Source organism: Sporosarcina sp. Y1011 (assembly GCF_057669885.1).
Genome location: NZ_JBYHFP010000003.1, coordinates 78,760 through 101,308, shown reverse-complemented (window position 1 = coordinate 101,308; position 22,549 = coordinate 78,760). Strand labels below are relative to the sequence as shown.

19 protein-coding genes are annotated in these 22,549 nt (G+C 41.8%); all 19 read left to right on the top strand.

Features of this window, described 5'->3' with window-relative positions; all coding sequences use genetic code 11:
* Window positions 1-36 precede the first annotated feature (36 nt).
* The 19 genes from rpsO (at window position 37) to AC25Y5_RS04615 (ending at window position 22,535) form a co-directional block, all read left to right on the top strand.
* Window positions 37-306: a 30S ribosomal protein S15 gene (rpsO, locus tag AC25Y5_RS04705; RefSeq protein ID WP_482100484.1), complete on the top strand. Its 270-nt coding sequence runs from the start codon at window positions 37-39 to the stop codon at window positions 304-306.
* A 296-nt stretch (window positions 307-602) separates the two neighbouring features.
* Window positions 603-2,720 (top strand): polyribonucleotide nucleotidyltransferase, encoded by a 2,118-nt coding sequence (gene pnp / locus AC25Y5_RS04700; RefSeq protein ID WP_488139331.1) that lies wholly within the window; start codon window positions 603-605, stop codon window positions 2,718-2,720.
* 123 nt (window positions 2,721-2,843) lie between these two features.
* Window positions 2,844-4,091 carry a M16 family metallopeptidase gene (locus AC25Y5_RS04695; protein WP_488139330.1) on the top strand — a complete coding sequence of 416 codons (1,248 nt, stop codon included), beginning with the start codon at window positions 2,844-2,846 and terminating at the stop codon, window positions 4,089-4,091.
* A 71-nt stretch (window positions 4,092-4,162) separates the two neighbouring features.
* Window positions 4,163-4,441 carry a YlmC/YmxH family sporulation protein gene (locus AC25Y5_RS04690; RefSeq protein ID WP_488139329.1) on the top strand — a complete coding sequence of 93 codons (279 nt, stop codon included), beginning with the start codon at window positions 4,163-4,165 and terminating at the stop codon, window positions 4,439-4,441.
* Window positions 4,428-5,201: a hypothetical protein gene (locus tag AC25Y5_RS04685; protein ID WP_482100488.1), complete on the top strand. Its 774-nt coding sequence runs from the start codon at window positions 4,428-4,430 to the stop codon at window positions 5,199-5,201. The genes AC25Y5_RS04690 and AC25Y5_RS04685 overlap by 14 nt, the downstream gene beginning before the upstream one ends.
* Before the next feature lie 12 nt (window positions 5,202-5,213).
* Entirely contained in the window at window positions 5,214-5,804 is a 591-nt protein-coding gene (locus AC25Y5_RS04680) for a dipicolinate synthase subunit B (RefSeq protein ID WP_482100489.1), read from the top strand.
* 177 nt (window positions 5,805-5,981) lie between these two features.
* A complete protein-coding gene (locus AC25Y5_RS04675; protein WP_488139328.1) occupies window positions 5,982-7,007 on the top strand; it encodes an aspartate-semialdehyde dehydrogenase in 1,026 nt (341 codons plus the stop codon).
* Window positions 7,008-7,034: 27 nt separating this feature from the next.
* On the top strand, window positions 7,035-7,925 hold the full coding sequence (gene dapA / locus AC25Y5_RS04670) for a 4-hydroxy-tetrahydrodipicolinate synthase (RefSeq protein ID WP_488139327.1): 891 nt from the start codon (window positions 7,035-7,037) through the stop codon (window positions 7,923-7,925).
* Window positions 7,926-8,033: 108 nt separating this feature from the next.
* Window positions 8,034-9,701 (top strand): ribonuclease J, encoded by a 1,668-nt coding sequence (locus AC25Y5_RS04665; RefSeq protein WP_482100492.1) that lies wholly within the window; start codon window positions 8,034-8,036, stop codon window positions 9,699-9,701.
* Window positions 9,702-9,798: 97 nt separating this feature from the next.
* A complete protein-coding gene (locus AC25Y5_RS04660) occupies window positions 9,799-12,129 on the top strand; it encodes a DNA translocase FtsK (protein ID WP_488139326.1) in 2,331 nt (776 codons plus the stop codon).
* A 156-nt stretch (window positions 12,130-12,285) separates the two neighbouring features.
* Entirely contained in the window at window positions 12,286-13,014 is a 729-nt protein-coding gene (locus AC25Y5_RS04655; protein WP_488139325.1) for a GntR family transcriptional regulator, read from the top strand.
* Window positions 13,015-13,058: 44 nt separating this feature from the next.
* Window positions 13,059-14,126: a BMP family lipoprotein gene (locus AC25Y5_RS04650; RefSeq protein ID WP_488139324.1), complete on the top strand. Its 1,068-nt coding sequence runs from the start codon at window positions 13,059-13,061 to the stop codon at window positions 14,124-14,126.
* 141 nt (window positions 14,127-14,267) lie between these two features.
* Window positions 14,268-15,824 (top strand): ABC transporter ATP-binding protein, encoded by a 1,557-nt coding sequence (locus AC25Y5_RS04645; protein ID WP_488139323.1) that lies wholly within the window; start codon window positions 14,268-14,270, stop codon window positions 15,822-15,824.
* Window positions 15,814-16,860, top strand: coding sequence for an ABC transporter permease (locus AC25Y5_RS04640; protein ID WP_488139322.1), 1,047 nt, complete (start codon window positions 15,814-15,816; stop codon window positions 16,858-16,860). Before AC25Y5_RS04645 ends, AC25Y5_RS04640 begins: the two co-directional genes overlap by 11 nt.
* A gap of 1 nt (window position 16,861) precedes the next feature.
* Window positions 16,862-17,821, top strand: a complete 960-nt coding sequence (locus AC25Y5_RS04635; protein ID WP_482100498.1) for an ABC transporter permease — start codon at window positions 16,862-16,864, stop codon at window positions 17,819-17,821.
* Window positions 17,822-17,977: 156 nt separating this feature from the next.
* Entirely contained in the window at window positions 17,978-19,252 is a 1,275-nt protein-coding gene (gene yfmF / locus AC25Y5_RS04630; RefSeq protein WP_488139321.1) for an EF-P 5-aminopentanol modification-associated protein YfmF, read from the top strand.
* A gap of 1 nt (window position 19,253) precedes the next feature.
* Entirely contained in the window at window positions 19,254-20,552 is a 1,299-nt protein-coding gene (gene yfmH, locus AC25Y5_RS04625) for an EF-P 5-aminopentanol modification-associated protein YfmH (RefSeq protein ID WP_488139320.1), read from the top strand.
* Window positions 20,549-21,283, top strand: coding sequence for an elongation factor P 5-aminopentanone reductase (gene ymfI / locus AC25Y5_RS04620; RefSeq protein ID WP_488139319.1), 735 nt, complete (start codon window positions 20,549-20,551; stop codon window positions 21,281-21,283). Before yfmH ends, ymfI begins: the two co-directional genes overlap by 4 nt.
* 454 nt (window positions 21,284-21,737) lie before the next feature.
* Window positions 21,738-22,535, top strand: a complete 798-nt coding sequence (locus AC25Y5_RS04615; protein ID WP_488139318.1) for a DUF3388 domain-containing protein — start codon at window positions 21,738-21,740, stop codon at window positions 22,533-22,535.
* Window positions 22,536-22,549: the final 14 nt, after the last annotated feature.

Below are 22,549 nucleotides of genomic sequence, written 5' to 3'. Positions count from 1 at the left end.
GGAACCGGGGATATCTTACTATTGGAGGTGAAGAAGATGGCTATAACACAAGAGCGTAAAAATGAATTGATCAGTGAATATAAAATTCATGAAACTGATACTGGGTCAGCAGATGTCCAGATTGCAGTACTTACAGAAGAGATCAATAACCTGACTGAACATTTCCGTCTTCATAAGAAAGACAACCACTCACGTCGTGGTCTTTACAAAATGATCGGAACTCGTAAAAGACTTTTGAGATACTTACGAGACAATGAAGTTCAGCGTTACCGTGATCTTATTGCTAAACTCGGCCTTCGCCGTTAATAAGATGACTATCGAAAGTGGGCCTTGTGCCCGCTTTTTTTTGTGTTTTTTAAAGTGTTTGGTGTCAGTAACTGGCACAATGCGTTTCGACCTGTTCAAATCTCCACAAAAAATCAAAACTTCATTAATTACCTTGTTCTATATTAGAAACGACAATAAAGTGGTATACTATACAAATGTGCCATGACGACGGTTAATGATGATAAAAACTTGTGTTCACTGAGCGCTATCACTTACACTACTATTAATACATACACGTAAACAGTTCAGGCTGAGATGTGGAGAGGGGTTCAATTATGACCGAAAAAAAAGTATACACACTTGATTGGGCAGGACGACCGTTAACAATTGAAACGGGACAACTTGCAAAACAGGCGAATGGAGCAGTACTCGTACGCTACGGAGAAACAACAGTACTTTCAACTGCAACATCTTCTAAAAATTCACGGGGGTTAGACTTCTTCCCGCTTACAGTGAATTACGAGGAGCGTATGTATGCGGTCGGGAAAATACCCGGTGGCTTCCTTAAGCGTGAAGGACGTCCATCTGATAAGGCTGTTTTAACAAGCCGTCTGATTGACCGTCCAATACGTCCTTTATTCGCAGATGGATTCCGTAATGATGTACAAGTCATCTCAATGGTTATGTCAGTTGATCAAGACTGTTCATCTGAAATGGCAGCAATGCTCGGTTCTTCACTTGCATTGTCGATTTCTGACATTCCTTTTGAAGGACCGATTGCTGGTATTCAAATTGGACTAATCGACGGAAAATTCATCGTCAATCCAACACCGGCACAATTGGAGAAAAGTGAGCTTGACCTTGTTGTCGCTGGTACGAAAGATGCTATCAACATGGTTGAAGCAGGCGCACAAGAAGTCGCTGAAGACATCATTCTTGAAGCCATCATGTTTGGTCATGGTGAAATCATTAAACTGATTGAGTTCCAGGAAAAAATTATTGCTGAAGTTGGCAAAGCAAAAACAGATGTTGCACTATTCACATTGGACGAAACAATTATGTCTGATATTAAAAATAGCTGTGAAACCGATCTTGTTAATGCAATTCAGACAGTTGAGAAGCATGCACGCGAAGAGGCTATCAATGCTGTGAAAAACGAAGTCATTGAACGCTACAAAGAAAACGAAGCGGACGATGCGACAATGAAACAAGTAAAAGGCGTATTAGAGCACATCGTTAAAGAAGAAGTGCGTCGTCTTATTACAGATGATAAGATCCGTCCTGATGGCCGTGGTCTCGATGAAATTCGTCCACTTGCATCAGAAGTAGGCATTTTGCCACGTACACACGGTTCTGGTCTCTTTACGCGCGGCCAGACGCAAGCACTTAGTGTTTGTACACTAGGAGCACTTGGGGAAGTACAAATCATTGATGGCCTCGGTCTGGAAGAAACAAAACGTTTTATGCACCATTATAACTTCCCGAATTTCAGTGTCGGTGAAACAGGTCCAATCCGTGGACCGGGTCGTCGTGAAATCGGACACGGTGCACTTGGGGAACGCGCACTTTCAGCGGTTCTCCCGAATGATACTGACTTCCCTTACACAATCCGTCTTGTAGCAGAAGTGCTCGAGTCAAACGGTTCTTCTTCACAAGCATCCATTTGTGCTTCAACAATGGCGATGCTCGATGCAGGGGTACCACTTAAAGCGCCGGTTGCGGGTATCGCAATGGGACTTGTGAAAAAAGGGGACAACTACTCTGTCCTGTCTGATATCCAAGGGATGGAAGATCATCTCGGCGATATGGACTTTAAAGTAGCAGGAACTGAAAAAGGAATTACTGCACTTCAAATGGATATTAAAATCGATGGTCTATCTAGAGAAATCTTGCAAGAAGCATTGACACAAGCAAAAATAGGGCGCTTGGTAATATTGAATCATATGATTACAGCAATTTCAGGACCACGTGAAGAGCTTTCGCAATACGCACCTAAAATTATTGTCATCAAAATCAACCCAGATAAGATTCGTGACGTAATTGGACCAGGCGGGAAAGTTATCAATAAAATTATCGAAGAGACAAATGTCAAAATCGATACTGAACAAGATGGTACGATTTACATTTCTTCTCCAAATAATGACATGAATACAAAAGCGAAAGCAATGATTGAAAATATTGTTCGTGAAGCAAAAGTCGGCGAATATTATATGGCGAAAGTGAAACGAGTTGAAAAATTCGGTGCATTCCTCGAACTCTTCCCAGGGAAAGATGGACTGCTTCATATTTCGGAAATTGCAGAAGAACGCACAAAAGCGGTTGAAGACGTTCTAAAACTGAATGATGAAATGTTCGTTAAAGTAATTGAAATTGATAACCAAGGACGAGTTAACTTGTCTAGAAAAGTTGTCATTCTTGAAGAAAAAGAAGCAGCTGAAAAAGCGAAAAACTAAATCGAAATACAAATATAGATCGAAAAGCCCCTCTTCAAGTTGAGATGGAGGCTTTTTGTTCTTTCATTAATTATACTAGGAACAGCTATAATAGAATTAAGTTTAAAAGGGGGAATCAGAGAAATGATAAAAACACATCTATGCCAGAATGGCGTTAGAATCATCCATGAAACGATGCCTCATGTACGCTCGGTAGCACTCGGTGTATGGGTCGGTACGGGTTCAAGGGATGAAATGGAATCAGAAGCAGGAATCGCCCATTTCATTGAACATATGCTTTTTAAAGGGACGGCAACAAGAAGCGCACGGACGATCGCAGAGGAATTTGACCGTATCGGTGGTGACGTCAATGCATTCACATCCAAAGAAATGACGTGCTATTATACGACAGTGCTTGGACACCAGGCACCACGCGCACTTTCCATTTTGACGGATATGTTTTTCAATTCGAAGTTTGATGAAGTGGAAATAGAAAAAGAGAAATCGATTGTCCTTGATGAAATCGCGGCAGTTGAAGACGCACCTGATGATGATGTGGACGAAAGACTTTGGGCAACCATGTATCCAGAACAGCCAATCGGCAAACCGGTTCTCGGCAATGAAGAAACAATAAACAAATTTAACCGTAAAATGATAGAAGAATTTATGGAGAACAATTATACGCCCGAACGGATTGTTATTTCTCTTGCAGGAAACTATGATGAACGACTAATCAGGCTCATTGAAGTCCAATTTGGTTCATTCAAACGGGCTGAAACGGTTGAAGAACAGGCTTTTTCTACGATTCCAACATTTCATGAAGGTCTTACTCTTAAAGCTAAAGATATTGAACAAGCACATATCTGTCTAGGCTTTCCAGGTCTTCCTGTAGATGATAAACGGATTCATGAATTAATAGTTCTAGACAGTATAATTGGTGGCTCGATGTCCTCGCGCCTATTCCAGGAAGTCCGTGAAGAGCGTGGCCTGGCTTACTCGATCCATTCCTATTTCTCGGCCTATCGAAATGCTGGGACTTTCATGATTTACGGCGGGACATCACCCGAAAACCTAAAGGTATTATCCGAGACAATCGATGAAGTCATCCATTCAGTTTTGAATGAAGGCATTACTGAAAAAGAATTATATAATGCGAAAGAGCAGCTAAAAGGTGGATTCCTGCTAGGATTAGAAAGTTCAGAAGCTAGGATGCATCGCAATGGTAAAAATGAGCTTATTTTGCAAGAACATAAAACAGCCGATGAAGTCGTTTCCCTGATTGACAAAGTCGAATTGAATCAGGTTTATAGAATGGCAAATGATATTTTTACAGGAAAGCGAGCTATTTCAATAATTGCTCCAAAAGACGCTTTAAACGAATATGAAAAATGATTTTCGTGTCAGTCAGTTTTTCCTTGTTCAACTCATATGATGAATGGAGATGAAAGAAAGGGGATTTGACGATGCTATTATCAGAACTTGCTCAAAAGGAGCTTATTCAAGTTGAGGACGGTGTTCGCTATGGTTATTTGGCGGATACCGACCTTATTTTTAATGGGAAAACAGGTGATATTATCGGATTTGAAATAAAGAAGAAATTCGGTCGCTTTTCATTCAAGAACCGTCAAGAAACTTCCGATGAATTCATACCTTGGCATGAGATTGTCTTAATTGGAGAACACCGCATTCTGTTTGGAAAAACGCATAGTTTGGAAATGTTGGATAGCGATGACAGAGAATAAGTGGCTTTTTATAGGAACAGATAATAGATTAGCAGCTTGTAGTCGAATATGGTCTGAGAAAGGATTCATCAGTCACCATAGTGCGACTGATGTTTTTTCTGAAAAACTTCGTGAACAGATTGAGGAACTTAAACCACAGCATATCGTTTTTCCGATTTTACAAATGGGTGGGTCGCTACCACCCGCATTGCTAGGAAAAGATACAGAACTGTATACAGGAATCGCATCAGAAGAATGGCTGATGCCCTTCAAAGAGGCCGGACTTCAAATCCATACCTATCTTAAGGAAGAACAGTTCATCTGGCAAAATGCACTACTCACTGCGGAGGGGTTCATCCACGATTATTATTCACGCACGGGCAGATGCATTTCCGGTAGTACTTTCCGCATAGCGGGTTTTGGTAAAGTTGGAAAGGCGACTGCGCATGCACTGGCATCCCTAGGAGCCCATATTACCGTTGTCGCTAGGTCCGATGAACAACTGGGGGAAGCATCCATTCATGGATATAAGACCGAACGTTTAACGAGTAAGTGGTCAATGCTAGAGGGTACGCTCATTAATACGATTCCCGCAAAATGGTTGGAGCTTTCAGAAACCCCGGGTATGCATATTTTCGACCTCGCATCAGCCCCGGGTTGCCTAAAGGAACGGCTTTCGTCTGAATACTATACAGTACTCCTAGGATTACCGGGAAAACATTTTCCTGTTGACGCCGCAGCCGCATTAGCGGATGCGCTAGAGAGGATCTATAGAAGATGAAAGGGGAACTCCATGTTAAAGGGAAAAAGAGTAGGACTGGGCATTACAGCTTCACATTGTACGTATGAAGAAATCATTCCGGTTATCGATTCACTAAAAGACGCTGGAGCGACCGTTATACCAGTTATCACTCACTCAGTTTTAACCGCTGCAACGCGCTTCGGCACAGGGGAAGAATGGATTGCACGTATCGAAGGGGCGACGGGAGAAAAAGTAATTTCTACCATTGTTGGAGCAGAACCATTCGGTCCAAGTACCCCTGTCGATTGCATGATTATCGCACCGATGACAGGAAATTCAATGAGTAGATTTGCGAATGCTGCCACGGATTCGCCTGTGTTGATGGCGGCAAAAGCTACGTTGCGCAATGATAGTCCAGTACTCATTGGAATTTCAACGAACGATGCACTCGGTTTAAATGCGATGAACCTCATGAAGCTGGTAAATATGAAAAATGTCTTTTTTATTCCGTTCGGACAGGACGATCCAATCAAAAAACCGAATTCACTTATCTCTGATTTTACACTTATGGTACCCGCAACTGTTGCAGCCCTCGAAAAAAGACAACTCCAACCATTATTGATTATTCATAAAAAAATATAAAAATACAGGGCAGAATATTCTTTTATATGATATAATTCCTCCAATGAACTGCTAACGATGTTAAGGACTAAAGTATTTCCATTAAATATGCTACATAATGTAGCGATGCGGAAATAAGACTTATTTATACACGTCCTGGTTATTTATACATCTGTATAAGCTGAAAGGGAGATAGAGATGAAAAAAGTGAATGTAGCAATAGTAGGCGCGACGGGGGCAGTTGGTACAAAAATACTTGAAAAGTTACTGGAACGTGATTATCCTGTACAAACAATTAAACTATTAGCTTCGAAGCGATCTGCGGGAAAAGAAATTACTGCAGGTGGCCTTAAATATACCGTTGAAGAAACAGTACCGGAATCATTCGAAGGCATTGATATCGCTTTTTTCAGTGCAGGAGGATCGATTTCAGAAAAATTTGCACCTGAGGCAGTGAAAAGAGGTGCGGTCGTTATAGATAATACGAGCGCATTCCGAATGAAAGACCAAATTCCTCTAGTAGTGCCAGAAGTGAACGCGAATGCTTTAAATAACCATACTGGAATCATTGCAAATCCAAACTGTTCAACGATTCAGATGGTAACTGCGCTACAGCCAATCCGTGAAAAATTCGGTATGAAACGAATCATTGTTTCGACATATCAGGCGGTTTCAGGTGCAGGATCCGAAGCGATTGATGAACTGGAAAATCAAAGCCAGCAGTTTGAAAAACGTTCAGAGATTGAAGCAGCTGTCTTACCATCTGCATCAGCGGAACGTCACTATCCAATTGCATTTAATGCAATTCCACAGATTGATTCATTCGATCCGTCAGGCTATACACTTGAAGAATTAAAAATGATGAATGAAACGAAAAAAATATTTGGTGATCAAGAAATTTCTGTTTCAGCGACATGCGTTCGTTTGCCTGTCGTCACGGGGCATTCCGAATCCGTTTATATTGAAATCGGTTCAGAAAATGTATCCGTAGAAGAACTTCATACTTTACTGGAAAATGCGCCAGGCGTTGTTGTCCAAGATGATCCTTCCAAACAACTGTATCCAATGCCATTATTCGCAGAAGGAAAAGACGAAGTATTTGTTGGCCGTATACGGAAAGATCCAAATCATCCAGCAGGATTCCACCTGTGGATTGTATCGGACAATCTTCTAAAAGGGGCAGCATTGAATTCAGTACAAATCGCAGAAGCTTTGATTAAATAACAAATCTCAGTAAAGGGTTGATCATAAATGGAACTTGGACAGATTGCTACAGCGATGGTCACTTCTTTTTCATCTACAGGTGAAGTCGATTACGATAGAGCAGCTAAACTGATAGAGCATTTGATTGCAAATGGAACAGATACACTGGTCGTCAATGGTACAACGGGTGAGTCGCCGACCGTTACGACTGAAGAAAAGGAAGCTATGCTCGCTTTTACAATTGAACAAGTAAATAAAAGAATACCGGTAATTGCGGGAACTGGAACGAATAGTACTGCTGAATCCATACTGCTGACAAAGCAGGCCGAAAAACTTGGGGCGGATGGTATTATGCTTGTCACGCCTTACTACAACAAGCCCAATCAAAAAGGGATGTACGCACACTTTTCAACAATTGCAGGCGAAACAGAACTGCCTGTACTGCTCTACAATATTCCGGGACGTTCCGTCGTGAATATGCTTCCGGAGACTGTTATTGAACTGTCAAAAGTGAAGAATATCCGCGCAATAAAAGAAGCAAGCGGTAGTCTTGAACAAATGTCAGCAATCATTTCGGGAACGGACGATGGGTTCTCAGTTTATAGCGGTGACGATGCACTCACACTTCCGCTTCTTGCAATCGGCGGAAAAGGGGTCGTATCGGTAGCGGCACATGTCGTCGGAAACGAAATGCAACAGATGGTTAATGCGTTTAAACAGGGTAGAACAGAACAAGCAGGAGCAATGCACAGGGCTTTGGTTCCATTATTCCGCGCACTGTTTTCCGATCCGAATCCAGTACCTTTGAAATATGCATTGAAGAAAATTGGTGTTGAAACCGGAGGGGTAAGACTCCCGTTAGTTCCTTTTGAAGAAGTAGATATCCAATTTGATAAAGTATGGGATAACTATAAAAAGCAGTCTCATATATTTAATTAATCAAAGCCGGTAGCGAATACCGGCTTTTTTTGTTTGTACAGATAGCTACTCTCCCGTATAATGAAAATTAGTCGTTATGGACGGGAATTATTAATAGGAGGAAACAAAGTGACAAAACCAAAAAATGAAGTAATTAGAGTCATCCCACTCGGTGGAGTTGGGGAAATCGGGAAAGCGATGTACGTAGTCGAAGTCGATGAAGAACTATTTATTGTTGATGCTGGGCTTATGTTCCCTGAAGGAGAAATGCTTGGAATTGACATCGTCATTCCAGATATAAGTTATATTGTAGAAAACAAAGAACGTGTGAAAGGAATCTTCCTAACACACGGCCACGAAGATGCAATCGGCTCAATTTCGTACTTGTTGCAAAAAGTACAAGCACCTGTCTATGGATCTAAATTGACAATTGCGCTTGCAAAAGAACATCTGAAAGCGATGCCAGCACCTTCCAACGTCAAGTTTTTTGAAGTTACAAACAAAAGTCGCATGAATTTCAAATGTACGCATGTTACATTCTTTAATACGACTCATAGTATTCCAGACTCGCTAGGAATCGTTTTCCACACGAGTGAGGGAGCAATTGTCCATACAGGTGAGTTTAAATTCGATCAGTCCGCTAAAGGCAAATACCGTCCAGATATTGCAAAGATGGCATTACTAGGTGAGGAAGGCGTTTTCATCCTCATGTCAGATTCATCCGAAGCGGAGCGCCCGGGTTATACAACTTCCGAGTCCGTTATCGAAAAAAGCCTATCTAAAACGTTCCACGGAGCTGAAGGTCGTATTCTAGTTGCGCTTTATGCGTCAAACTTCATCCGGATTCAACAAGTTTTCGACACGGCATTTGAAACAGGTAAAAAAGTGGCAGTCGTCGGAAAAAGCTTAGAGAGTTATTTCGAAGTCGGCATGAAACTTGGTTATTTAACAATTGAGGATGATATCGTCATTCCAGTTAAGGAAATTGAAAAGTATGATGATGACCGTGTCGTAGTGATCGTGACAGGAAACCAAGGCGAGCCGCTTGAAGCGCTTGAAAAAATTGTCCGTAAACAGCATAGAGACGTTCGCATCAAAGAATCGGATACTGTTCTAATCACATTCACACCATCTCCAGGAATGGAAGTATCGATGTTCCAGACTATGAATGACCTTGCGAAAGCAGGTGCAAATGTACTCACTTCAAGTAAGAATGTTCACGTTTCGGGGCATGGTAGCTCGGAAGACTTGAAACTGATGCTGAACTTGATGCAACCGAAGTACTTCATTCCAATTCAGGGTGAATACCGGATGCTAATCGCTCACTCTAAACTGGCTCAGGAAACAGGGCTTCAAAAAGCGCAAATATTTATTGCAGACAAAGGCGATATCGTCGAATATAAAAATGATAAAATGCGCATGAGTGGACGAGTACAAGCGGGGAATATTTTGATTGATGGAATCGGTGTTGGAGACGTTGGAAATATTGTTCTAAGAGACCGTAAATTACTATCACAAGATGGGATCTTCACCGTGGTCGTTACATTGAATCGCAAACAGAAACGCATTGCTTCAGGACCAGAAATTGTTTCTCGCGGATTTGTTTATGTGCGTGAATCCGAAGAGCTTTTTGATGAGTCAGTAAAACTCGTTAGAAAAATTGTTGAGAAGTATGTGAATAAAGAGACGTTTGAATGGACAAACATTAAGCAAGAGATACGCGATACACTAAGCTCTTATCTGTATCAACAGACCAAGAGAAGACCGATGATTATTCCTATCATCATGGAATACTGATTCCAGAAAATTGAATCGATAAAAACGCTTCGAAGGGTTTCCTTGCCGTCTGACCGGCGGGAAACCCTTTTTTGTAAAAAGGAGGAAGCGGAAGGAAATGGCGAAAAAGAAGGCGAACAATAAAAAGAAATCCAATGCACGGAAAAAAAAGACCACTGAATCGCAACCATTATTATATGAAGTGATGGGCATCGCAATGATTGGACTAGCAATCATCATCATATTTGAATTCGGAGTTGCCGGAAGAGGCTTGTCCTCATTATCAAGATTCATCTTTGGGAATTGGCATGTCGCAATTCCGCTTTTACTCATTATTCAGGCACTCATGTTTATGATTAAGCAGAAAATGGGCGGCTGGAAAAATCGAATTGTCGCAGGTAGCCTTTTCATACTCGCAAGTCTGATTCTCTTTAGCCATGTCCATTTGTTCAAAGAATTGTATGAAAGTCGTGTCCTTATGACTGATTCAGTACTAAGGGAAACATGGAAAGTGCTTATTACGAATGATGGTATTACGTCAAGGAGTGGAGCACTTGGCGGCGGAATGGCAGGCGCATTTCTTTTCACAATGTTTTTTTCCTTGTTCGATTCAGCTGGAGCAACGGTCGCTGGAGTCTTGTTGTTTATCATTGGTCTCATACTCATAACTGGGAAAGCGCTCGTTCCCTATCTTGCTGAACGATTGCCAAAGGTTGCCGGAAATATGAAAGGGACCTTTACCAGAAAAGCACAAACAGTTGAAAAAGACCGGGCTGCAACAAGATTGACCCGCTCAAAATCGAAGAGAACTGAAGCTGCTGAAGAACCCCCGCTAATAGACATATCGAGTTCTCAAGCGGAAATTGAGGAAGTTGTATCACAACCAATTATTTCAGCATTCAGTGAACGAATTGACAAAGCACCCAGTGATGAGCAGGCAGCCGTCGTTGAAGTAGAAAAAGAAGTCACTGGTGAAATTAGCACTTATATAAAAGGTGTCACAGGAGAAGAAGAAAACGAGTCATATATTTTGCCTCCAGTAAATTTACTGAGACAGACGCCACTGGTTGACCAATCTGAAGAATACAACTCCATTCAAGCGAATGCACAAAAGCTTGAAAAAACGTTCCTTAGCTTCGGGGTTAAAGCAAAAGTTACCGAAGTACATCTTGGACCAGCTGTCACGAAGTATGAAGTGTTGCCGGACACAGGTGTTAAAGTAAGCCGTATCGTAAGCCTTGCAGATGATATCGCACTGGCACTGGCAGCAAGTGGTATCCGAATTGAAGCGCCGATACCAGGGAAATCTGCAATTGGAATTGAAGTACCAAACAGTTCCGTAGCTGTCGTCAGTCTTCGAGAAGTTATCGAAGCGAAAGAGAACAACCGTCCTGATTCAAAATTAATGATTTCGCTGGGACGCGATGTAACAGGGCAAGCCATGCTTGCAGAATTGAACAAGATGCCTCACGTTCTCATTGCAGGTTCGACAGGCAGTGGTAAAAGTGTTTGTATTAATGGAATAATCGTCAGTATTTTAATGCGTGCGAAACCGCATGAAGTAAAAATGATGATGATAGACCCTAAAATGGTGGAACTAAATGTCTATAATGGCGTTCCACATTTACTTGCACCGGTCGTCACAGATCCTAGGAAAGCATCTCAAGCACTAAAAAAAGTTGTATCTGAAATGGAACGAAGATATGAACTGTTTTCACATACGGGAACAAGAAATATTGAAGGGTATAACGATCATATCGAAGTATGGAATGAAGAAAATGAAGAAAAGCATCCACGCATGCCCTATATCGTTGTCATCGTAGATGAGCTTGCAGACCTTATGATGGTTGCATCGAGTGACGTGGAAGATTCGATTACCCGTCTTGCACAAATGGCACGTGCAGCAGGAATCCACTTGATCATTGCGACACAGCGTCCAAGTGTAGATGTTATCACAGGGATTATTAAAGCGAACATTCCGTCACGAATCGCATTCGCAGTATCGTCATCAATCGATTCTAGAACAATTTTGGATAGTGGCGGGGCAGAAAAACTGCTCGGTAGAGGCGATATGCTGTTTCTCCCAGCGGGTGTTGCAAAACCAGTTAGAATTCAAGGTGCCTTCGTTACGGACAGTGAAGTAGAGGCCATTGTCGATTTTGTGATTGAACAACAGAAAGCGCAATATCAAGAAGAAATGATTCCGACAGAAATAGAAGAAGTGGCACCGCATGAAGAAACGGATGACTTGTATGATGATGCTGTCCAACTAGTAACAGATATGCAAACTGCTTCAGTCTCATTATTGCAGCGCCGATTCAGAGTGGGTTATTCGAGAGCAGCACGTATAGTCGATCAAATGGAAATGCGTGGCGTTGTTGGTCCGCCCGAAGGCAGTAAACCACGTCAAGTTCTGATGGGGAAAGACGATGCGGATAATCACTCATGAAAAAGGGATCAAAATGGTACAATAAAGTACTCGCAAAATCCGAGCTATTAATAATTTCATTCGTGTTGTTTATTTTATCAGACAAAAGTGATATAGTATGGATGATTAGTAGTTGACGTTTAACATCAGAGGTCTGACCTCGCAGGGGGAGATGTAATGATGGTAAAGACGGATCAAAGGCATTTATATGTGCAAGTGATTGAACGTCTAAAGAGAGACATCGAACTGGGTATCTTTAAAGAAAATGAGCGTTTCCCTTCAGAGTTTGAACTTGCTCGCACGCTTGGTGTAAGCCGTGCAACACTCCGCGAAGCACTTCGTGTGCTGGAAGAGGACAAAGTCATTCTCAGAAAGCACGGTGTCGGTACATTCGTAAAGCCGAAGCCGTTATTTTCATCAGGCATTGAACAATTATCCAGCGTTTCATCAATGATTCGCGATGCGGGGATGGAACCAGGAACAATTTTCATGGATGTTTCAGAATCCATTCCATGTGAAGAGAGTCAAGCGAGATTTGAGTGCGGTGAAAATGATAATCTCGTTACGATTAAAAGAGTTAGGACTGCAGACAGCGATCCAGTTGTTTTTTGTATTGATCAGGTACTATCAAAAAATCTTCCAGCAGGAACGGAAGAACTATTGAATGAGTCTATTTTCGATGCAATTGAAAAGTCTGGCGCAATCCATATCGCTCAAGCAGTGGCACACATTGAACCAGTTGGGTATGATGATGAAGCATCGTCCATTCTCCGATGTGGTATAGATGTACCATTACTTGTCCTCCTACAGCATCATTACAGTGAGGAAGGCGAAATGGTCCTCTACTCTAAAAATTATTTTCGAGCTGATAAGTTCAGTTTCCATGTTGTTCGTAAAAGGGTATAAGACGTTCATACGTCCTACTAATAAAAAACAGGGGGGTTCCAAAATTGAGCAAACGTAAATTTGGACTAGCTTTATCAATGGTTCTTGCTGCAGGTACAATTCTTGGTGCATGCGGAACGGATAAAGAAAAAGAGGGTACGGAATCTACAGGCGGTACGAAGGAAGATACTTATTCAATCGCAATGGTAACTGACACAGGCGGAGTGGACGACAAATCGTTCAACCAATCTGCTTGGAAAGGCATCCAAGAATACGGTGAAGAAAACAAGCTAGAAAAAGGCGATGGCGGTTTTGATTACTTAGCATCAAAAGAAGATGCTGAATACCTTCCGAACTTGAACAAACTTATCCAACGTGATTTCGACCTTATCATAGGGGTTGGTTTCTTGTTGAAAGAGTCTATTGAAGAAATTGCTACACAACGTACTGACAACAATTTTGTACTTGTGGACGAGGTTTCTGACCTTCCTAACGTAGCAAGCCTTATGTTTAAAGAGCAAGAAGGCGCATTCCTTGCGGGTGTTGCAGCTGCTCGAATGACGAAGTCTGATAAAATTGGCTTTGTTGGTGGTATGGAAATTCCCGTAATTGAACGTTTTGAAGCTGGATTCCTTGCAGGAGTTGCTGCAGTGAAACCTGATCTTAAAGTGGATGTACAGTATACTGGGGACTTTGCAAAAGCTGAACTTGGTAAAGCTGCAGCAAACCGTATGTACTCTTCAGGCGTAGATATTATTTTCCACGCTGCCGGCGGTTCTGGTAATGGCGTATTCTCTGAAGCAAAAGAACGTAAAAAAGCAGATCCAAATGCATATGTATGGGTAATCGGCGTTGACTCTGACCAGTACGATGAAGGTAAAGTGGGCGACGACAATATTACATTGACTTCAATGCTTAAACGTGTTGATATTGCAGTTAAAAACACAGCTGATTTAGCTGCTAAAGGTGAATTCCCAGGCGGCGAAATAACAACTTTCGGTCTTGCTGATGATGGTATCGCACTTGCAGATTCACGTGGAGCAATTCCACAAGAAGTAATGGACGAAGTGGAAGAATTCACTAAGAAAATTGCAGATGGTGAAATCGAAGTTCCAGAATTCACTGAGAAATAAGTCTGAAAAGGTATCATGAAGGCCGATTCAATTCGGTCTTCATGATTTCCATTTAAATTAATAGAATAAAGGATTCCGTAAAAGGAATTTTTTCTTGTGTTAATTTAAACTTATATACGTATATGCGAGGGAGTGAACCCAGTGGAATATGTAATTGAAATGCTGAATATCCGAAAGGAATTCGGTAATTTTGTTGCGAATGATAATATTACTCTTCAACTTGAAAAAGGTGAAATTCATGCTTTATTAGGAGAGAATGGCGCAGGGAAATCAACATTGATGAATGTGCTGTTCGGTCTTTATCAACCTGACGGTGGAGAAATCCGGGTACGGGGGAAAGCGACTTCAATTACGGATCCCAATGTCGCAAACAGTTTAGGAATAGGAATGGTTCACCAGCATTTCATGTTGGTTGAAAATCTCACTGTTACTGAAAATATTATTCTAGGTAATGAACCGAAAAAAATGGGCATGATTAATGTCAAAGACGCTGCGAAAAAAGTGGCTGAAATTTCAAAGCTTTACGGACTTGACGTGGATCCATATGCAAAAATCGAGGACATATCAGTAGGTATGCAACAGCGGGTAGAAATATTAAAAACGCTTTATCGTGGGGCGGAAATTTTGATTTTCGATGAACCGACAGCCTCCCTAACACCTCAAGAAATTACTGAGCTGATTTCAATTATGAAGAAGTTGATTGGTGAAGGTAAGTCGATTATCGTCATCACACACAAACTTCAAGAAATAATGGATGTGTCCAATCGGGTTACAATTATTCGTAAAGGACAGGGGATTGGTACGGTCTTAACTTCCGAAACCAATCCTGAAGAGTTGGCAACACTCATGGTTGGACGCCAAGTTACATTCAAAACTGAAAAAGGTCCGTCTTATCCAAAAGAGGAAGCCCTTCGCATTGAAAATCTTGTTGTTGAAGATTACCGCGGTATTCCAAAAGTGAAAGGCTTGAATCTGTCTGTCCGTAAAGGCGAAATTGTAGGTATTGCAGGAATTGACGGCAATGGGCAATCGGAATTGATAGAGGCTATTACAGGTCTAAGGAAAGTGAAGAGTGGGAAAATTCTGATCGATTCAAAGGATGTCACAGGAAAAAAACCGCGTAACATAACTGAAACCGGTTTGGGTCATATCCCTCAAGACCGACACAAGCATGGACTTGTCCTTGATTTTACTGTTGGTTATAATGCGGCATTGCAATCGTATTATAAAAAACCATTGTCCAAAAATGGCATCATGAATTATAAACTCGTGTCTGAAAAAGCAAATGACATCATAGAAACGTTCGACGTACGGACGCAAGGGGAGCATGAGTTAGCCCGGGCGCTATCAGGAGGGAATCAGCAAAAACTTATCATTGGACGAGAAATAGATCGTAATCCAGATTTACTAATTGCTGCACTCCCAACACGTGGGCTTGACGTCGGAGCAATTGAATTCATCCATAAAAGATTAATCGAACAACGTGATAACGGGAAAGCCGTTCTCCTAATTTCATTTGAACTTGATGAGGTTATGAACGTTTCTGATCGGATAGCAGTCATTTATGATGGTGTAATTGTCGATACGGTTATTCCTGCCGAGACAACTGAACAACAACTCGGTCTTTTGATGGCAGGCCAATCTAAGGATCAAGCTTCCTACGAGCTGAAAGAAGGTGATGATTTCCATGTCGAATAGGTTTGTAAATATACTGGTGCCTATCATCTCAATTATTCTTGGTCTGCTAGTAGGGGCAGTCGTGATGTGGTTTAGCGGATACGATCCGATTGCCGGGTATATCGCATTATGGAATGGTATTTTCGGAAATATGTACTCAATTGGGGAAACAATCCGTCAAATAAGCCCTTATTTACTAGCTGGTCTAGCTGTTGCTTTTGCATTCCGCACAGGACTATTTAATATCGGTGTAGAAGGTCAACTAATTGTTGGTTGGTTTGCAGCAGCTTATGTAGGTATGGCATTTGAATTACCTGCAATCATCCATCTACCTTTTGCGCTTCTTGCGGCGGCACTCGCAGGAGCGCTCTGGGGACTGATACCGGGAATATTAAAAGCAACACTTCACGTGCACGAAGTTATCGTCACAATTATGATGAATTATATTGCACTTCATACAGTTAATGCATTAATAAAAGCAGTTTCTGATGGTGGTTACAAAACAGAAAAAATTCATCCTACTGCATCACTTCGATCGGAATTCTTATCCAATCTGACTGATTTTTCCACGTTACACTATGGAATTTTCGTTGCACTTGCGATGGTTGTAGTCATGTGGTTCATCTTGGAAAAAACGAAAACGGGCTTCGAACTTAAGTCGGTCGGTTTCAATGACCATGCATCTCAGTATGCAGGGATGAACGTCAAGAAGAATATTATACTTTCGATGGTAGTCTCTGGTGCATTTGCTGGACTTGGTGGAGCAATGGAAGCACTTGGAACTTTCGGTAATATGGTGACACGCAGTGCGTTTACCGGTATTGGATTTGACGGAATTGCCGTCGCTTTACTAGGTGCAAATACGCCGCTTGGTGTTGTTTTCGGTGCTTCATTGTTCGGATCATTAAAATATGGTGCTGGTAATATGCCGAATGAAGCAGGAGTTCCTGTGGAAATCGTTTCCATCGTCATTGCACTAATCATATTCTTTGTCGCTTCAGGTTATATCATCCGAGTTCTTCTGAGCAAGATGAAAAAGAAAAAGGAGGCAAAATGATATGAGTTTCCTAGAGATACTATATTTCATCATTCCGTTAACCATTTCTTATGCCGCCCCTCTCATTTTCACTGCAATCGGAGGCGTATTTTCAGAACGTGCGGGTGTTGTTAACATTGGCCTTGAAGGTCTTATGGTCATGGGTGCTTTTATCGGTATTTTGTTCAATCTGTTTTATGCGGATACATTCGGAGCTTGGACTCCATGGATTGCTTTACTAGTTGCAATGGTTGTTTCTGCAATATTCTCTATTATGCACGCAGTCGCTTCGATTACATTCCGTGCTGACCAAGTCGTATCAGGGGTCGCTATTAACATGCTCGGAATTGCGATTGCTTTGTTCTCAGTAAAAATGATTTTCGACAAAGGACAGACGGATTTCATACAGCATAGTATTCCGCGCTTCAACGTTCCGATTTTACATGAAATCCCGTTTATCGGACCACTCTTTTTTAAAGGGATTTATGGGTCTTCGATACTCGCTATAGCACTTGCTTTCTTAGCTTGGTTCATCATTTATAAAACACCATTCGGTCTTCGTCTACGATCCGTCGGAGAACACCCAATGGCTGCCGATACAATGGGAATTAAAGTAACCAAAATTCGTTATATTGCAGTTATCATTTCAGGTGGACTTGCGGGCATCGGTGGAGCTATCTATTCACAGACGATGACGAATGATTTCAGTCATGCAACGATTAATGGACAAGGATTCATGGCACTGGCTGCAATGATTTTTGGGAAATGGCATCCAATGGGTGCGATGGGAGCTGCATTGTTCTTCGGATTCGCACAGGCACTTGCCATCAGCTCATCTAGTATTTCATTCATGGAAAATGTACCATCCGTTTATTTATACATCTTGCCTTATGCGTTGACGATTCTCGCACTTGCAGGCTTTATCGGAAGGTCGAATGCGCCAAAAGCAAGCGGACAACCGTATATTAAAGGAAATCGATAAAAAAATGATACTGCCTAGATAGTCTGCTACAACAGACTTCTAGGCGGTTTTTTTGAGTAAATGACAATACTTCCGCCGGTATATTTGCATCTTTCGACTCACGGAATGTATAGTGAAGTGAGGATTCCGCATATTAACTAAAACAGAGGTGTTCATATGTTCAAAAAAGTAGTGCTACAAGAAGGCGTCACATTATATATCCGTAAGTCAGAACAATTCAAAACCGTCAACTTCTCTGTGAAGTGGAAATCGGTTCTTGATGATAAAAAATCCGCTCTTCGTGCTGTATTGGCAAATGTTTTAGAAGATTCAAATGGTCGTTACCGGACACAAACTGAATTCCGAAATGCATTAGACGAATTGTATGGAACGGTATTGTACACGGATGCAGGAAAGCGCGGGGAAACACATATTGTTTCCCTGGCTGCAGAATGTGTGAACGATGAGTATTTATCTGAAGGCGGCGTTCTTGAGGAAGTTCTTGGCCTTATTCAAACTGTCATATTTGACCCAAACGCAGTGGATGGGAAATTTGATGAAACAGTTGTCGACCGTGAAAAGAGATCTGTCAAAGATCGGATTCGTTCGGTTTATGATGACAAGTCGCGATATGCTCAAAAACGTATGCTCGAACTGCTTCGGCCTAATAGCGCAGCGTCTTCATCTTCCTACGGAACGGATAAGGATGTAGATGCAATTACAGCTGCAGACCTTTACAAGACGTATGAAAGCATGATAAATGAAGATGAAATTGATATTTACGTTGTTGGTGATATCGACGAAGACGCAATGATAGAAAAAATAAAAACAACATTCACATTCAACGCCCGAAAAGCGTATGAACGCAAAAAGGATGTAAAACAACCAGTTGTGAAATCGGATGAAGTTAAACATGTGCAGGAAAAACAGGAAATGAAACAAGGGAAATTACACCTTGGATTCAGTACACCTGTGACTTTCCATCATCCTGACTATGCGAAAATGCAAATGACAAATGGTGTTTTCGGTGGTTTTTCTCATAGTAAGTTATTCGTAAATGTTCGTGAAAAAGAAAGCATGGCATATTATGCTTCCAGTTCGTATTCTTCCCAATACGGACTTCTCTATGTGACTGCAGGAATCGATGCTGAACTTGAAGAGAAAGCCGTAAACCTCATCAAGGAACAACTTAAGGTACTACAAGCCGGAGATATTACAGACCTTGAAATCGAACAGACGAAGGCGTTGCTCGCTAACGGTATTAAGAGTGCATTCGATTCAGCAAGAGGGCAGATTGAAGTGTTTGATCAATACAAAGAACTTGATGAACATTTCACAGCGCAAACAATTATATCCGGTTGGGAATCCGTAACAAAAGAGGATATTAAAAAGATGGCTTCTGAAATTACGTTAGAAATCGTCTATCTGTTATCCGGCAAGGAGGCTAATTAATATGAAAAAAATTCAATTCGATAATTTGCAGGAAACACTATATAACGAAACGCTCGACAACGGACTGGATGTCTATATTCTACCTAAACGGGGATTCTCAAAAACATTCGTGACATTCACGACGAAATACGGTTCAATTGACCGGACTTTCGTTCCGCGTGGTAAAACGGAAGAAGTAACTGTTCCGGATGGTATCGCTCATTTCCTCGAACACAAAATGTTTGAAAAAGAAGATGGAGATGTATTTCAAAAGTTCAGTGTCAATGGAGCTTCTGCCAATGCGTTCACTTCTTTCACGAGGACTGCGTATCTTTTTTCTGCTACAGATAAGTTATACGACAACACGGAAGTTCTCCTCGATTTTGTTCAAGAACCGTATTTTACTGAACAGACGGTCGATAAGGAAAAGGGGATTATCGCACAGGAAATTACCATGTACGACGATCAACCCGATTGGCGCCTTTATTTCGGTACAATTGAGAATCTTTTCTATGAACATCCCGTAAAAATAGACATCGCAGGTACGGTCGCGACGATTCAAGATATCACCGCTGAACATTTGTATGAATGCTATGAAACTTTTTATCATCCGTCAAATATGGTCCTGTTTATTGTCGGAGCTGTTGATCCTGCAGAGATGATGGCATTCATCAAAAAGAACCAAGACTCAAAAACATTCGATGAGCCAGCCGAAATTGAACGCCGCTTCCCAACTGAAATGGAAACGGCAGCCATAGCGAATCGTACACTCGCAATGGATGTGTCTAAACCGAAATTCAATATGGGGATGAAATGCAACAATACGGACATCGAAGGGGAAGAGATGCTGATTCAAGAACTCTCAGCAGGCCTTGTTCTAGATATCCTATTTGGCAGATCTTCTGAATTCTTTACGGAATCATACAAAGACGGTCTTATCGATGAATCCTTCTCTTATGATTTTACAATGGAAAAAGGATTTGGATTTGCAATGATTGGTTCGGATACTGATCAGCCAGAAGAACTTGAAGCAGCCATTCGAAAAACGGTACGCGATGCGGCAGAGGCGTGGCCAATTACTGATGTGGAACTTAATCGGATGAGAAAGAAAAAAATAGGCCAATTTATGCGTTCTTTAAATTCGCCTGAATTTATCGCCAATCAATTTACACGATACACATTCAATAACATGAATCTATTTGACGTTGTTCCGATACTTGAAAAATTAACGCTTGAAAAATTGAAAGAAGCATTCCATACGTTTTCAGATGAAAGCGGTCATACTGTTTATTCAATTATCCCAGCCGATAAAGCACAATGACAGACAGGAAATACTGTGTCATCCTTGGTGCATCCGGTGGGATAGGCGGAGCAATCAGTCGGAATCTGGCATCTACAGGATGGTCGTTATACCTTCACTACAATGAAAATACAGCACAAGCGCTTCTTCTTCAGTCGGAACTGATTTCGGCTTATCCGGAAGCGGACTTTCAAATAGTGCATGCAGATTTTAGTGCAATCGACGGAGCAGACCTTCTGGCCAAACAAGTTCCTCGTGCAGGTGCAGTTGTTGTATCGAACGGTCAATCCATGCTTAAATTGTTAACGGAAACAACTGTTGGAGACATGGATGCCTTATGGAAAGTTCATGTCCAAAACCCGGCAAGGCTAATCAGTCTGTTATCGTCTCAACTGAGAGCATTTGATCGATCCTATGTCGTTGTGATTGGCTCGATTTGGGGCAATACGGGGGCGGCGGGAGAAGTGATGTATTCGGCCGTAAAAGGTGCGCAACATGCATTTGTTAAAGCATATGCAAAAGAAGCGGCCTATTCGGGAGTAAGAGTGAATGCAGTTGCCCCCGGATGGATTGAAACGCGGATGAATGCTGACATTCCAATGGACGAACGACAAATGATTATCGATACGATCCCGCTAATGAGTTGCGGGACACCAGAAAATGTCGCTGACGCAGTTAATTTTCTATTGAGCGGCAAGGCGGATTATATAACGGGTGAGATTTTGAAAGTAAATGGCGGTTGGCATATTTGATTTAACTTCATTCAGCATAAGTCATCCACTTCTATAAGTGGCGAAATGAATGCGAACGAAGTCAGCAATTCAGCGGGGGGCAAACCCTTGCTGAATGGGGAGAAATTGAGTTCCATTTCTCCTTGTTAAAGCCTTCGGCGGATGTCAAAGATTTTGAAGGGAGTTAATAATAGGATAGGCAACCTAAGTTCGCCGCGTCCTGCGGCAATAAGGAAGGATGCAGTTCAATCCTTCCCTGTTGCATACCTGCGTCCTGCAGGCACAAGCTCAATTCAAAATCTTGACGCAATCACGCCGAGGCGTGATTGATCTAAGGGGAGTTCGACAATCCCCTTTTTCTTTTACTCTTTTTCCTTTTCATAATGCCTAGAATCCGCTATCATAGAACTATATTGCTTTCTGTGCGTCATATAGTAGTAGATGTTTGAGAAATGGGCAAAGGGGAGTGTGTCTGATGGGGGAATGGTATCTCGAATATGAAATTCAGGTAAACCGTCCTGGTCTTCTGGGGGATATATCATCACTACTCGGAATGCTACGCGTGAACATTGTAACAATCAATGGAGTTGACGGCGGACACCGTGGTATGCTGCTACGGACCGAAGATGATGATCAGATTGCACGATTCGCACAAATTGCTGAGACGATGGAGACCATTCAGGTGATAAAAATCCGTGAACCGAAATTGCGCGATATTCTAGCGGTCCGACACGGGCGTTATATTCAGCGTGATGCGGATGAAAGAACAACTTTCCGTTTCCTACGAAGTGATCTTGGGATTCTTGTTGACTTTATGGCGGAGATATTTAAGCAGGAAGGTCATAAGTTAATCGGGATACGTGGAATGCCACGCGTAGGAAAGACTGAATCGGTTGTCGCAGCTAGTGTCTGTGCGAACAAAAAATGGATTTTTCTATCTTCAACAATGATCAAGCAAACACTTCGAAAAAACTTGGCAGGCGATGAGTTTTCGAAGGATAATATCTTCATCCTGGATGGAATTGTTACACGCCGTGCAGATGATGAGCGTCATATGCAACTCGTCAGAGAGATGATGCGAATGCCTTCTATTAAAGTTGTAGAGCATCCGGATATGTTTGTTAAGCATTCTGAATATAGCATTGAGGACTTCGATTACATTATCGAATTGAGAACAGATCCAGAGCAAGAAATTACATATGAAATGATGGAGAAGAACCATATGATGTCGGGCCATGGGTCGACGGACGGTTCGGGTTTATTCAACTTTTGATAGGCAGGTGTTTT